This is a genomic window from Streptomyces sp. NBC_00086, from assembly GCF_026343255.1.
Classification (GTDB): Bacteria; Actinomycetota; Actinomycetes; order Streptomycetales; family Streptomycetaceae; genus Streptomyces.
In genome coordinates, this window is record NZ_JAPELZ010000001.1 from 6,493,121 (window position 1) to 6,507,510 (window position 14,390).

The following is a 14,390-nucleotide window of genomic DNA, read 5'->3' on the forward strand; positions in this document are numbered from 1 at the left end:
GTCGATCCGTCAGATTGGTTACGTGCAAGGGTCTTTACCCTTCATCGGTGGCGGTGTAACTGTGTTACAGAACCGATTGCGTCAGAACCGACTGCCTCAGAACCGACTGCGTCCTAGACGAAGGATGGTGCGATAGATGGCACGCGTACGGTACGGAGCGCGCACCGAGGCCGAGATCGCCGCTTCGCGCGAGAAGAGTTCCAAGCTCCCCGACATCTGGTCCACCGGTGTGGTGGCCGTCTGGGAGACCGACCCGGACGTGGTGGCGGCGGTGCTCCCGCCGCCGCTGAAGCCCACGGAGCGGCCCCTGGTGCGGGCCAACATCAGCAAGGTGGACCTGCCCGGCTACCCGCTCGGCGCCGGCTCGGTGGCCGTCGCCGCCCAGCACGACGGGGTCGAGGGCTGGTACCCGCTGGTCATGCCGATGAGCATGGAGCGCGCCCTGATCGGAGGCCGCGAGGTCTTCGGCGAGCCGAAGAAGCTCGGCGAGATCACCGTCGAGCGCGACGGCCTGGTCGTCAGCGCCTCGCTCGCCCGGCACGGGATCGCCTTCGTGGAGGTGCGCGGCGCGGTGGACCGCGAGCTGCCGCTGCCCGAGCCCACCGTGAAGACCGACTTCTACTTCAAGTTCCTTCCCGCGGTGGACGGTTCGGGCTTCGATGCCGATCCGGTGCTGGTGCACTGCACCCGCAACGAGAAGGTCCGCAAGCTGGAGCACATCACCGGCGACGTGGTGCTCCGCGAGTCGATGTTCGACCCCATCGCCGACCTCCCCGTACGCCGCCTCGTCGAGCTCACCATCGGCGAGAAGACCACCGACCAGCGGGGCAAGGTCGTCGAGCGGGTCAGCGCCCAGGCCCTGCTCCCGTACATCCACCAGCGCTACGACGACCCGATGCAGATCCTCGACGGACCGCCCGAGGGGAGCGTCTGATGCGACTGGAACCGGGACAGGTGGCCGTGGTCACCGGAGCCGCCAGCGGCATCGGCCTCGCCATGGCCCGCCGCTTCGCCGCCGAGGGGCTGAAGGTGGTCCTCGCCGACGTGGAGGAGGGCGCCCTGCGCAAGGCCGCCGACGAACTCGCCGCCGACGGCGCCGAGGTGCTCGCCAAGCTCGTCGACGTCAGCGACCGCGACTCCGTGATCTCCCTCGCGGACGCCGCGTACGAGACCTTCGGCGCCGTGCACGTGCTCTGCAACAACGCGGGCGTCGGCTCGGGCGCCGAGGGCCGCATGTGGGAGCACGAGCCCAACGACTGGAAATGGGCCTTCTCCGTCAACGTCTGGGGCGTCTTCCACGGCATCCAGGCCTTCGTCCCCCGCATGATCGCGGGCGGCGGCCCCGGGCACATCGTCAACACCTCCTCCGGCGACGGCGGCATCGCCCCGCTGCCCACCGCCTCCGTCTACGCGGTCACCAAGGCGGCCGTGGTCACCATGACCGAGTCGCTCTACGCCCACCTCAAGGCGGAGGGCGCGGCCATCGGCGCCTCCGTGCTCTTCCCCGGACCGCACATGCTGCGCACCGGCCTGTGGGAGTCGCACCGCAACCGGCCCGACCGCTACGCCAAGGAACGCCCGCGCAAGTCCCCGTACCGCAGCCTCGACCAGTACGAGACCGCCATGAAGCAGGCGGGCCACGAGGTGAACTTCACCCCGGTCGAGGACGTCGCCGACCACGTCGTGGACGGGATCCGCGCCGACCGCTTCTGGATGCTGCCCGACAGCGAGCACAGCGACCGGCAGATCCGCGCCCGGTCGCAGTCGATGCTCGACCGCGCCAACCCCGCCTACCTGGAAAGCTTCATCCTCGACTGAGGAGCCTCAATCGTGAGTGCGTACGAAGACCCGTACCTGATCATCTCCTCCGACTGCCACGCGGGGCTGCCCACCGAGCAGTACCGCCCCTACCTGGACAGCGCCTTCCACCCGCAGTTCGACGAGTTCCTCGGCGAACGCGACGCCCGCCGCGCCGAGGCCACCAAGCTGGGCGTGCGCAACGAGGCCTTCGCCGAGAAGTGGTTCCACGACCACGAGGAAGGCCTCAAGGGCGGCTGGGACGTCACCCAGCGGCTGAAGGAACTCGACGGCGACGGCGTGGCCGCCGAAGTCGTCTTCCCCGACGCCGACGCCGTGGACAGCCAGACCGCCGCCCCCTTCGGGGTGGGCCTCGGCCTCTCCGGCGACCAGGACCCCGAGCTCGGCATGGCCGGAGCCCAGGCGCACAACCGCTGGCTCGCCGAGTTCGTCTCGGAGAACCCCGAACGGCACTGCGGGGTCGCCCTGCTGCCCATCACCGGCGAACCGGACAAGGTCGTCGCCGAGATATACCGCGCCAAGGCATCCGGGCTCGGCGCCCTGATGATCCCGGCCATGTGGGTGGACAAGGCCCCCTACCACGACCGGCGTTACGACCCGGTGTGGGCGGCCGCGGCCGAGACGCAGATGCCGATCGTCACCCACTCGGGCTCCTCGCCGCGCCACGAGTACGGCGACCACCTGGGCATCTTCGTCTCCGAGGTCACCTGGTGGCCGGCCCGCCCGCTGTGGTTCCTGCTCTGGTCCGGGGTCTTCGAGCGGCACCCGGGGCTGAAGTTCGGGGTCGCCGAGTCGGGCTGCTGGTGGCTGCCGAACCAGCTCTGGTTCATGGACCGGCTCTACCTCGGCGCGCACGGCGGCAAGAAGCTCTCGCCGTTCGAGGAGCTGAAGCGGCCGCCGAGCGAGTACCTCGACCGGCAGGTGTTCATCTGCGCCACCAACACCAAGCGGCGCGAGCTCGCCCAGCGCTACGAGATCGGCGTGGACAACATCCTGTGGGGCTCGGACTTCCCGCACCCCGAGGGGACCTGGCCGAACACCCGGAACTGGCTGAAGAACACCTTCCACGACATCCCCGTCGAGGAGACCCGCCGGATGCTGGGCCTGGCCGCGGCGGACGTCTTCGGCTTCGACACCGAGAAGCTCGCGCCGATCGCCCGCCGCATCGGCCCCACCCCCGCCGAGCTCGGCCAGAGCGCGGACCAGGCGGCCGTCGAAGCCTCCTGGTCGCGCTCGCGCGACGTGGGCCGGCACTGGCTGACCGACAACGACTTCCCCGTCCTGGGGGTGAACTCATGAGCTCCGAGGACCGCTACACGGTCATCTCCGCCGACTGCCACGCGGGCGCCGACCTGCTGGACTACAAGCCGTACCTGGAGAAGCGCCACCACGAGGAGTTCGACGCCTGGGCCGCGACCTACGTCAACCCGTACGAGGACCTCCTCGCGGACACGGCCGACCGCAACTGGAACTCCCAGCGGCGCCTGACCGAACTCGAAGCCGACGGGATCGTCGCGGAGGTGCTCTTCCCGAACACCATCCCGCCGTTCTTCCCCAAGGCCTCGCTGATGGCCCAGCCCCCGACGGCGGCCGAGTACGAGATGCGCTGGGCCGGGCTGCAGGCCCACAACCGGTGGCTGGCGGACTTCTGCGCGGACGCGCCGGGCCGCCGGGCGGGCGTGGTCCAGATCCTGCTCAACGACGTGGACGCGGCGGTCGCGGAGATCCGCCGCACCCGCAACGCGGGCCTGACGGGCGGCATCCTGCTGCCCGGCGTCTCGCCCGGCTCCACCGTTCCCGAGCTCTACTCGCAGGCCTACGACCCGATCTGGGCCGTCTGCGACGAGCTGGACGTCCCGGTCAACCACCACGGCGGATCCGCCTCGCCGCCGCTGGGCGACGAGCCGGCGGCGCGGGCCGTCTTCATGGTGGAGACCACCTGGTTCTCCCACCGGGCCCTGTGGCACCTCATCTTCGGCGGGGCCTTCCGCCGCAACCCCGGGCTGAAACTGGTCCTCACGGAGCAGGGCTCCGGCTGGATACCGGGCGTGATCGAGATGCTGGACTACTACCACGGCCGCCTGGTGGCGGCCTCGGCCACCGCCGAGGCCAAGTTCGGGGCCGGGCTGGCGGAGTCCATGGGCAAGGGGCCGAGCGAGGTCTGGCGGGAGAACTGCTTCGTGGGAGCGAGCTTCATGCGCCCCCACGAGGTCCCGCTGCGGGACCGGATCGGCCTCGACAAGATCATGTGGGGCAGCGACTACCCCCACGACGAGGGCACCACGCCCTACTCCCGCGAAGGCCTGCGCATCGCCTACGCGGGCCTGCCCCGCGAGGAGGTCGCCGCCATGGTCGGCGGCAACGCCGCCCGGGTGTACGGCTTCGACCTCGCCCTCCTCGACGCGGTGGCCGCCAAGCACGGCCCCCTCGTCTCGGAGGTGGCGCAGCCCCTGACGGAGGTTCCGGCGGGAGCCACCAGCCCGGCCTTCGCCCGCGGGGGCTCGGTCCGGGTCTGGTGACGGGCATCGCGCAGACGCCCCGTAGCCACGCGGCCGCCTGACCCGGCGGCCCCGGGCGCCACGGGTGCTGCCGGCGCTCCGGCCGGCCCCCCGGGCTCCCCGGTCCCGCCGGAGCGGTTCAGTCCCTGCGGACGAGCCGCTCCGGCGGGATCAGCTCCGCCCCGGTGACGTGCGTGCCCCGGCGCAGCTCGATCACCAGCTCCGCCAAGGGGGCGAGCGGGGACAGGTCCACGGTCCCCAGGCACTCGCTCAGCACCAGCCGGCGCAGCGCCGGGACATCGCGCAGCGCCTCCAGGGTGCCCTCCAGCGCGCACCGGATCAGCACGAGCCGGCCGAGGCGTTCGTACGGCAGGAGCGCCCCGGCCGAAATGGGCGCGGCGTGCCGGATCTGCAGGGCTGTCAGCCCCCTGAGCGGCAGCGAGCGCACCAGCTGCCGGTACTGGCCGCTCCCGGCGACCGTCAGCTTCTCCACCAGCGGCCACCGCTCGATCCCGTCGAGGGTCATCCGGCGGGCGCCCTGCCACAGGTGCAGCGCGGTCAGCGAGTCCGCGGCGGGCACGTCCCCGATCCGCCGCTGCTCCGGCTCGAAGCCGATGACGAGCGAGCGCAGACCGGCCGCTCCCGCCAGCGGGGCCAGCGAGAGGTCGTCCCGCAGGTACCCGAAGGCGAGGCTGTCCGCCCGCAGTTCGGACACCACCTCGATCCCGGTGACCTTCGGGCAGTCCAGGACGCCCAGGTGCCGCAGCTGCGACCGGCCGGCCAGCGGGGACAGGTCGGACAGCCGTGCGTTGCGGTGCAGGATCAGCGACTCCAGGTCCCGCCGCCCGGAGATCTCCCGCGGCACCGGCCCGTCCCAGGTGACGTGCAGGCGGTTGACGTGCGGGAGCCGGTCCAGGGCCCGCAGCTGTCCGGCGGTGCGCACGTGCAGGTGGGCCGCGCGCATGGGGGCGTCGGCGAGCACCGTGTCCACGTAGGCGTCCACGGGGAACCGCCCCCAGGCGTCGGACAGTTCGCGCCCCACCTCGTACCGGTCGTCGGTCCGGAAGCCCGCGATCACCTGCAGGGCCCGGTCGCCGCCGACCAGCGCCGCGGTACGGATCGTCGCGGCGGCCTCGTCCTCGGTGAGCCCGGCCGGCTCCGGCAGCAGCTCCAGGACCAGCTCGCCCGCCTTGGCCAGCTCCCCGGCCTGGCTCGGGGAACGCGGCGGCAGCAGCCGGGCCGTACGCGCCTCCACCTCGCGCCAGACCTCCGGGTCCAGCTCCGGCGCGTGCTCCAGACAGGCGGCCGCGAGCAGCACCAGGCGGCTGCGGTCGGCTTCCACCTGGTCGGCGCGGTGCAGCAACTGCCGCAGCAGCGATGCGCGTTCGTCCGGGCGGGCGTGCCCCACGGCCATCCGGACCACGTTGTCCCAGGTGTCCTCGTGGGCGTTGCGCACCAGGACGCCGAAGTCCCGTGCCTCCACGGCCGCCTTGGCGCCGAGGTAGTCCTGGAAGGTGCGGTGGACGAACAGCACCGAGCCCGGTACCGGCTCCCGGAGCAGCCCGCTGCGGATCAGCAGGTGCCGGAACACCGTCTGCGCGCTGCCCTGCGCCTTGACCTGCGGCATGGCGTCGAGCGATTCGGCGATCATCCGGATCGCCTCCTCGGCGGAGGCCTCCACCTGCCCGTTGCGGATCAGCCAGTAGGCGAGCCGCTGGAGCAGCAGGGTCTGCTCGTCCCGGCTGAGGTAGACGCCCTCGACCCCGGAGATGTCCCGTTCGCTGTCGCGGCGGATCAGGAGCATGTCGAGCGCCGCGTCGTAGAGCTCCTTGCGGGCCCGGGGCAGGTGCATCCGGCGGTCCCGGTTCAGGGCGCACAGCAGCGCGCACATCAGGGGGTTCGTCGCGAGCCGGCCCAGGTCCCGGCGGGTGGCGACGGCCTGGAGGAGCGCCTTCTCGTACCGGTCGAGCAGCTCGCGCTCCCGGCCGGCGCCCTCGCCGTCGGCTTCCGCGCGGGCGGAGTCGTGCCAGTGCGTGATGAAGGCGCCGACGTCGTCGCGTTCCATCGGCAGCAGGGCCAGCGAGGAGAAGCCCTGGGCGGTGAGCCAGTCCTCCGGTACGGCCGAGGGGCGGGTGGTGACCACGAAGCGGGCCGCCGGGTACGCGGTGAGCAGCTCCCGGAGCCAGGACTCGGTCCGGCTGCGCAGCCGCGGCGGCACCTCGTCGACCCCGTCGACCAGCACCAGCGCCCGCCCGGCGGAGAGGAGCTGCTCGACCCAGCCCTCCGGGGCCGTCAGCGGGACCCCGGTCGCGGTCAGCCAGTCCCCGGGCCGGGGGAGCCCGGCGGGGGAGTTGAAGGAGCGCAGCGGCAGGACGAAGGGGATCAGGGCGTTCCAGTCGCGCAGCTGGGGGCCGAAACTGCTGCGGGCGGCGTTCAGGGCCAGCCACTGGACGAGGGTGCTCTTGCCCGAGCCGGCCGGGCCGCGCAGCAGGACCCGCTCCGCGGAGTTCAGGGCCACCTCGGCCTTGACCGGGGTCTGCGGGCCGGGCTCTTCCAGGAGCTGCGCGCCGCTGACGGCGAGGCTGATGTAGGCGAGGTCCAGGGGCCAGTCCTGGCGGTCCTGGCTGAAGGTCAGCCCGAACAGCTGGACCCGCGCCTGGGCCCGGGCCACGTGGTGCGCGTACTCCTCCTCGAACCGCGCCGCCCGGTCGGCCGCGCTCCCGCTTCCGGCGCTCCCGCCCCCGCTCCCGCCGGCCGGGTCCTGCGGGCCCGTTCCGCCCGCCGCGCGGCACAGGGCGAACAGCTCCCGGTAGGCCGTCGCCGCCGCGGGGCTCAAGGAGGCGTCCGCCGGGGGATCGTCCAGGGGGCCCGGGCCGGGGTCCGCCGAGAAGAGGGCGCGGGCCTCCCTCGGGCCCAGCGCGGCGAACACCTCGCCGAGGGCGGTCACCGCCGCCAGTCGGTCGGGCTCGGCGAGTTCCGGGGCCGCCCCGGTCAGCCGGCCCGCCAGCTCGTGCGCGAGGCGCCGTACCGCGGGATCGCCCGGTTTCGCCGGCCTGAGCCGGCGCGCCGGGCCCGGCCGGGACTTCGCCAGGGCCAGTGCCACCGCCTCGGCCGTCCTTAAGGCCGCGGCCCCGAAGCCCGCCCCTGAGTCAGTCATCCCCATGCCCTCCCCTTGCCCGGACACCCGCACCCGGAAGCATCTCGTGAACCGTCGGTAACACCGATGGATACCGATCGGTAACAACCACTAGCCGAGCCCCCGAACCCGCCTCTATGGTGCGGACATGCCGAACCTGCCCGATGTCGTGCTGTGGTCCATACCCGCCTTTGTCCTGCTCACCGTCATCGAGCTGGTGAGCTACCGCATCCATCCCGACGAGGACGCCGCCGGATACGAGACCAAGGACGCCGTCACCAGCCTCGGCATGGGGATCGGCAGCCTCGGCTTCGACTTCCTCTGGAAGATCCCGATCGTCGCGATCTACACCGCCGTCTACGAGCTCACCCCGCTGCGCGTCCCCGTCCTGTGGTGGACCATCCCGCTGATGCTGCTCGCCCAGGACTTCCTCTACTACTGGCAGCACCGAGGCCACCACGTCATCCGGATCCTGTGGGCCTGCCACGTCGTCCACCACAGCAGCCGCAAGTTCAACCTCACCACCGCCCTGCGCCAGCCCTGGACCAGCGCCACCTCCTGGCCGTTCTACCTCCCGATGATCGCGCTGGGCGTGCACCCGGCCGCCATCGCCTTCTGCTACTCGGTCAACCTCGTCTACCAGTTCTGGATCCACACCGAGCGCATCGACAAACTGCCCCGGCCGATCGAGTACGTCTTCAACTCCCCCTCCCACCACCGCGTCCACCACGCCTCCCAAGGCGGCTACCTGGACCGGAACTTCGGCGGCATCCTGATCGTCTGGGACCGGATGTTCGGCTCCTGGGTCGGTGAGACCGACAAGCCCGTCTTCGGCCTCACCAAGAACATCGGCACCTACAACCCGCTGCGCGTCGCCACCCACGAGTACGCCTCCATCGCCCGCGACGTCCGCGGGGCCACCACCTGGCGCGAGCGCGCCGGACGCGTCTTCCGCGGCCCCGGCTGGCAGCCCGCGCAGACGGCGCAGACCGCCCCGGCCGAGGCGCCCGCGCCCGCCCCCGCCCCGGAGCACGCCGCGTGAGCGCCACCGGATCCACCGAGCGCGCGGGGTCCCGTACGCCCGCCTGGGCGCGCCCCGCCATCCCCCCGGGCTCCGGCTTCGCCACGAAGGCGCTGCTCGTCGCCTTCGCCGCCGCCACCGCCCTGGACCTCGGGTCGCTGCTGGCGGGCTGGCACACCGGGCACCTCATCGCCAAGCCGCTGCTGATGCCGCTGCTCGTCGCCTACGTGATCACCCTGCGCGCCCCCAAGCTGCTGATCGCGGCCCTGCTGTTCGGCTGGGGCGGGGACCTGGCCCTGCTCTTCGACGCCGATGTGGCCTTCCTGATCGGCATGGGCTCCTTCGCCGCCGGGCACGTCTGCTATCTCGCGCTCTTCGGCCGCCGCCGTACGGGCCCCCTGCTCGGGGCCGCGTACGCCGCCGCGCTGCTGTCCACCGTCACCCTGCTCTGGGGCGACCTGCCCGCGGAGCTGCGCATCCCGGTCGCCGGGTACAGCCTGCTGCTGACCGCCATGGCCTACCGCTCCAGCGCCCTGGGACGGCGGGCCGGGCTCGGCGGGGCCCTGTTCCTGCTCTCCGACACGCTCATCGCCACCGGGGTCGCCGAGTGGCCCCAGCTGCCCCGTCCGGACTTCTGGGTCATGGCCACCTACGTGGCGGCCCAGTACCTGCTGGCCACGGGAGCACTCGCGGCGCAGCGGGCGTACGGTAGGGAGGCCCTACAGGGCTCAACCATTTCCTAGCCGGAGGATTGCACCACCATGCGCGCCACCGTCATCCACGCCCCGCACGACATCCGCGTGGAGGAGGTGCCCGACGCTGCGATCCAGCGCCCCGAGGACGCCGTCGTCCGCGTCCTGCGTGCCTGCATCTGCGGCAGCGACCTGTGGGCCTACCGCGGCGAGGCCAAGCGCCAGCCGGGCCAGCGGATCGGCCACGAGTTCCTCGGCGTCGTCGAGGAGACCGGCTCCGCCGTCTCCGGCCTGCGCGCCGGAGACCTCGTCGTCGCCCCCTTCATGTGGTCCGACGGCACCTGCGCCTACTGCTCCGAGGGGCTCTACACCTCCTGCGAGCACGGCGGCTTCTGGGGCTCGGTCGGCCACGACGGCGGCCAGGGCGAGGCCGTCCGGGTCCCGCACGCCGACGGCACGCTGGTGAAGCTGCCCGCCGACGCCGCCTCCGACGACCACCTGCTGACCGCGCTGCTCGCGCTGTCCGACGTCATGGGGACCGGCCACCACGCCGCGCTCGGCGCGGGGGTCCGCAAGGGCTCCACGGTCGCCGTCGTCGGCGACGGCGCGGTCGGCCTGTGCGGGGTCCTCGCGGCCAAGCGCCTGGGCGCCGACCGGATCATCGCACTGGGCCGGCACGCCGTCCGTACGGACATCGCCAAGCTCTTCGGGGCCACCGACGTGGTCGCCGAGCGCGGCGAGGCCGCCGAGGCGGCCGTGCGCGAGCTCACCGGCGGCCAGGGCGCCCACTCGGTCATCGAGGCGGTCGGCACGGAGCAGTCCATGCGCACCGCCGTGAACATCGCCCGCGACGGCGGGGCCATCGGCTACGTCGGCGTCCCGCACGGCAGCGGCACCGGCCTCGACCTCGGGGTCATGTTCGACCGCAACCTCACCCTGCGCGGCGGGGTCGCGCCGGTCCGCGCGTACATCCCCGAGCTGCTCGCGGACGTGCTCAGCGGCGCGATCGACCCGTCGCCGGTCTTCGACCGGGCCGTCACCCTGGACGAGGTGCCGGAGGGCTACCGGGCGATGGACGACCGCAGCGCGCTGAAGGTCATGATCAAGCCCTGACGGAAGGGCCGTAGGGCCACGGGGCCACAGGGGCCGCAGCACCGTGGCGACCCGGCAGCGCCGGAACGCGAGGAAGGGCCGGGCGGGATGTTCCCCGCCCGGCCCTTCTGTGTCTCAGCGTGTCAGCGGATTCCGCCGGTTACTTGACGGCCTTCAGCGCGTCGACCACGCCGTGACCGTAGTACCCCGTCTGGCCCCAGCCGCTCTCGCAGGTGGTGGCGTCGACCAGGGTGCCCGCGGCGTTGTAGATCTGCGACGGGCAGTCGGCCTTGGTGGCCTGGAACTTGAGCATCGCCTGGATCATCGCGGGCGTGGCGTACGGGTGGGCGCTCTTGAGGAGCGCCGCGACACCGGCGACGTGCGGGGCGGCCATCGAGGTGCCCTGCTTGTAGCCGTAGCCGCCGCCCGGGACCGTCGACAGCACGCGGCCGTTGGCGTCCGGGGTGGCCGGGATCTGCCACTTGTCGCCACCGGGGGCGGCGACGTCGACGACTCCGAGGCCGTAGCTGGAGTAGTACGAGCGCAGGCCCTTGTCACCGGTCGCCGACACCGTGACCACGCCCGGGAGCTGGGTGGGCAGGTCGAAGCAGACGCTCGGGTCGATGGTGCGCGGCACCGGGGTGGTGTCGTTCGGGCTGGTGTCGTCGAGGATCGACTCGCCGGCCAGGTCGTGGTTGGAGTTGCCGGCGGAGGCCACGTGCAGCGTGCCCTTGCGCTCGGAGTACTTGGTGGCCCGGCCGATGGCCTCCACCAGCGCCTTCTGGTCGTCGTCCGCCTTGCAGTTGTAGAGCCAGGGGTCGACGTAGTAGCTGTTGTTGGTCACCTCGATCCCCTTCTCGGCGGCGAACATGAAGCCGCAGACGACCGCCTCGGTGTAGAAGAGGCTGGTGCCGGGCTCGCTCACCTTGATGCCGGCGACCTTGACGCCCGGCGCGACACCACTGATGCCGACGCCGTTGCGCGGGGCCGCGATGGTGCCGGCCACGTGCGTGCCGTGGTCGCTGCCGTCCACGTACGGACGCCAGGCGCCCTCGCTGGTGTCCGCGACGCCGCCGACACAGTTGGCCGACTGCTCCTTGGAGAAGTTCGGCGCGATATCGGGGTGAGTGTCGTCGACACCCGTGTCGATGACGCCCACAGTGACGTTCCGGCTGCCATCGTTGATCTTGTGAGCCTGATCGGCCTTGATCGTCCGCAGGTCCCACTGGTTGGACTCCAGCGGCTCCTGACCCTCCTGGGCCGCCGCTGCCGCCTTGGCGGCGTCCGCCGCGCTCAGCTGCTGCGTCGCGCCCTCGTCGGTGGTCTGCACCGCCGAGAGGGGGGCCGTACGGGTGGCGCCGACCGAGTCGAACAGACCGCGGTTGGCGCGCAGCTGCTTGGCGAAGTCGGGGTTCTGGGAGTGCGCGACGACGACCCCGATCTGCTCATAGGCCGTCACCACCGTTCCACCGGCCCGCTCGATGGCCTTCTTCGCCGCCTTCACCGTGGCATACGTCTTCAGGTTCGCCACGTACGACAGCTTCGGGCCGGTCGTCTCGGCCGTAGAGGTCGTAGCCGCGTCCGCCGTGATGCTCAGCGGTGCGGCTGAGGCCGCGACCGAAGGCAGGAAGGCGAGCGAGGCGGTGAGCGCCAGGCCGACCGGTATGGCGAGGGCACGCCGGCGGCCGGATCCCAGATGAGCCATGGGTTCTCCAGATCATCCTTGAAAAAAAGCCGTCCGGGCGCGGTCGCGACGGACGGGTTCATGACAGGCGAACTTAGCGTTTCTGTTCCCCTCTGCGCCATTAGTTCGAGGAATCAGTTCCCAAAGAAACAAACAGGTGTTGAACCACCCCGACGCGCCGGACGTGCCGTTGACAGGGGGATCGGCACCACCGTCCCCCCACGGAGGTTGTTTTGTCCGTCATCCCCACCGCACCCGCGTCACAAGGAGAGTCCCCCGTGACCACCGAAGCAGCGCCGCCCCCGGGCAGCGCGGGAACGCCGCCGGCGACCCCCGCGGCCGAAGAGTTCGTACGCGTCCAGCAGAGCGAGGAGTTCGCCGAGCTGCGCCGCGCGCACCGCTCCTTCGCCTTCCCGCTCACCGTGGCGTTCATCGCCTGGTACCTGCTCTACGTCCTGCTCTCCAACTACGCGGGCGGCTTCATGGGGACGAAGCTCTTCGGCAACATCAACGTGGCCCTCGTCCTGGGCCTCGGCCAGTTCGCGACGACCTTCCTCATCGCCTGGCTGTACTCGCGCCACGCGGCGGCCCAGCTCGACCCCAGGGCCTCGGCCATCAAGGCAAGGATGGAGGCGGGCGAATGAGCGCCCCGCTGTACGTGGCGGTCGCCGGTGCGGCCACGGCGGGTACGACCACCGCCGCAGGCGCCTCCGAGCACCGCCCGCTGATCATCACCCTGTTCGGGCTGTTCGTCGTCGCCACCCTGGCCATCACGATCTGGGCCGGACGCCAGACCAAGGACGCCGCCGACTTCTACGCGGGCGGCCGCCAGTTCACCGGATTCCAGAACGGCCTGGCCATCTCCGGCGACTACATGTCCGCCGCGTCCTTCCTCGGCATCGCCGGAGCCATCGCGCTCTTCGGCTACGACGGCTTCCTCTACTCGATCGGCTTCCTCGTCGCCTGGCTGGTGGCCCTGCTCCTGGTCGCCGAGCCGCTGCGCAACTCCGGCCGCTACACGATGGGCGACGTGCTCGCCTACCGGATGCGCCAGCGCCCCGTACGCACCGCCGCCGGCACCTCCACCATCGTGGTCTCGATCTTCTACCTGCTCGCCCAGATGGCCGGCGCCGGCGTGCTCGTCTCGCTGCTCCTCGGCATCACCAGTGACTTCGGCAAGGTCGTCATCGTCTCGCTGGTCGGCGTCCTGATGATCCTCTACGTCACCATCGGCGGGATGAAGGGCACCACCTGGGTCCAGATGATCAAGGCCGTGCTGCTGATCGCGGGCACGCTGCTGATCACCTTCCTGGTCCTGTGGAAGTTCAACTTCAACATCTCCGACCTGCTCGGCAAGGCCGCCGACAACAGCGGGCAGGGCGTCAAGTTCCTGGAGCCGGGCCTGAAGTACGGCAAGGACTCGCTCTCGAAGCTGGACTTCCTCTCGCTGGGCCTCGCCCTGGTCCTGGGCACCGCCGGCCTGCCGCACATCCTGATCCGCTTCTACACGGTCCCCACGGCCAAGGCCGCCCGTAAGTCCGTGAACTGGGCCATCGGCATCATCGGCGCCTTCTACCTGATGACGATCGTCCTCGGCTTCGGCGCCGCCGCCCTGCTCAAGCGGGCCGACATCATCGCCTCCAACAAGGCCGGCACCACCGCGGCCCCGCTGCTCGCGCAGGAGATCGGCGGCGGTTCGGGCTCCACCGGCGGCGCGGTCCTGCTCGCCGTGATCTCGGCGGTGGCCTTCGCCACGATCCTCGCGGTCGTCGCGGGCCTGACCCTGGCCTCCTCCTCTTCCTTCGCCCACGACATCTACGTGAACGTGATCCGCAAGGGCAAGGCCACCGAGAAGGAAGAGGTACGGGCGGCCCGCTGGTCCACCGTGGTCATCGGAGCCGTGGCCATCGGTCTCGGCGCCCTGGCCCGCGACCTCAACGTGGCGGGCCTCGTCGCCCTGGCCTTCGCGGTCGCCGCCTCCGCCAACCTGCCGACGATCCTCTACAGCCTCTTCTGGAAGCGCTTCACCACCCAGGGCGCCCTGTGGTCCATCTACGGCGGCCTGATCTCCTCGGTCGTCCTGGTGCTGTTCTCGCCGGTCCTCTCCGGCAAGCCCACCTCGATGTTCAAGGGCGCCGACTTCTACTGGTTCCCCCTGGAGAACCCCGGCATCATCTCCATCCCCCTCGGCTTCCTGCTGGGGTGGCTGGGAACCGTCCTCTCCAAGGAGAAGGCCGACCCCCAGAAGTTCGCCGAGCTGGAGGTCCGGTCGCTCACCGGAACCGGCGCGCACTGACACCCTGCACCGCAGCGCCAGTACATCTCAGAGGATTGCTCCGAGCACCCAGCGTGGCCGTGTCGTATTTCCCTACGACACGGCCACGCCTCGTCTCGTTCATTCGGGCACCCCTAGATGACACGGGGTTCGCGTAGGCTCGTCAGTAGCGCT

Annotated in this window: 11 protein-coding genes; 9 read left to right on the forward strand and 2 right to left on the reverse strand. The window is 71.5% G+C overall.

Features of this window, described 5'->3' with window-relative positions:
- The first annotated feature begins 136 nt into the window (after positions 1-136).
- The 4 genes from OG276_RS29460 to OG276_RS29475 are packed head-to-tail and all read left to right on the forward strand — an operon-like array spanning position 137 to position 4,337.
- Positions 137-934 carry an acetoacetate decarboxylase family protein gene (locus tag OG276_RS29460; protein WP_266909793.1) on the forward strand — a complete coding sequence of 266 codons (798 nt, stop codon included), beginning with the start codon at positions 137-139 and terminating at the stop codon, positions 932-934.
- Entirely contained in the window at positions 934-1,818 is an 885-nt protein-coding gene (locus OG276_RS29465) for an SDR family NAD(P)-dependent oxidoreductase (RefSeq protein ID WP_266909795.1), read from the forward strand. The genes OG276_RS29460 and OG276_RS29465 overlap by 1 nt, the downstream gene beginning before the upstream one ends.
- 12 nt (positions 1,819-1,830) lie before the next feature.
- The gene (locus tag OG276_RS29470) at positions 1,831-3,117 is read left to right on the forward strand and encodes an amidohydrolase family protein (RefSeq protein WP_266909797.1); all 1,287 of its coding nucleotides are present in this window, start codon (positions 1,831-1,833) and stop codon (positions 3,115-3,117) included.
- Positions 3,114-4,337: an amidohydrolase family protein gene (locus OG276_RS29475; protein WP_266909799.1), complete on the forward strand. Its 1,224-nt coding sequence runs from the start codon at positions 3,114-3,116 to the stop codon at positions 4,335-4,337. Before OG276_RS29470 ends, OG276_RS29475 begins: the two co-directional genes overlap by 4 nt.
- A 118-nt stretch (positions 4,338-4,455) precedes the next feature.
- Here OG276_RS29475 and OG276_RS29480 read toward each other — a convergent pair whose 3' ends face one another.
- Entirely contained in the window at positions 4,456-7,473 is a 3,018-nt protein-coding gene (locus OG276_RS29480) for an NACHT domain-containing NTPase (protein WP_266909801.1), read from the reverse strand.
- 127 nt (positions 7,474-7,600) lie between these two features.
- Here OG276_RS29480 and OG276_RS29485 point away from each other — a divergent pair, with 127 nt between their 5' ends.
- From OG276_RS29485 to OG276_RS29495, 3 genes are read left to right on the forward strand one after another with little or no spacing between them, the layout of a single operon-like run.
- Entirely contained in the window at positions 7,601-8,494 is an 894-nt protein-coding gene (locus OG276_RS29485; RefSeq protein ID WP_266909803.1) for a sterol desaturase family protein, read from the forward strand.
- A 59-nt stretch (positions 8,495-8,553) separates the two neighbouring features.
- The gene (locus OG276_RS29490) at positions 8,554-9,216 is read left to right on the forward strand and encodes a lysoplasmalogenase (RefSeq protein WP_266913212.1); all 663 of its coding nucleotides are present in this window, start codon (positions 8,554-8,556) and stop codon (positions 9,214-9,216) included.
- Positions 9,217-9,234: 18 nt separating this feature from the next.
- Complete coding sequence (locus OG276_RS29495) at positions 9,235-10,278, forward strand: zinc-dependent alcohol dehydrogenase family protein (protein WP_266909805.1); 1,044 nt, start codon at positions 9,235-9,237, stop codon at positions 10,276-10,278.
- A gap of 139 nt (positions 10,279-10,417) precedes the next feature.
- Here OG276_RS29495 and OG276_RS29500 read toward each other — a convergent pair whose 3' ends face one another.
- Positions 10,418-11,962, reverse strand: coding sequence for a S8 family serine peptidase (locus OG276_RS29500; protein ID WP_266909807.1), 1,545 nt, complete (start codon positions 11,960-11,962; stop codon positions 10,418-10,420).
- Positions 11,963-12,219: 257 nt separating this feature from the next.
- Between OG276_RS29500 and OG276_RS29505 the strand changes: the two genes are divergently transcribed.
- The gene (locus tag OG276_RS29505; RefSeq protein ID WP_266909809.1) at positions 12,220-12,585 is read left to right on the forward strand and encodes a DUF485 domain-containing protein; all 366 of its coding nucleotides are present in this window, start codon (positions 12,220-12,222) and stop codon (positions 12,583-12,585) included.
- The gene (locus OG276_RS29510) at positions 12,582-14,237 is read left to right on the forward strand and encodes a cation acetate symporter (protein ID WP_266909811.1); all 1,656 of its coding nucleotides are present in this window, start codon (positions 12,582-12,584) and stop codon (positions 14,235-14,237) included. Before OG276_RS29505 ends, OG276_RS29510 begins: the two co-directional genes overlap by 4 nt.
- The last annotated feature ends 153 nt before the right edge of the window (positions 14,238-14,390 follow it).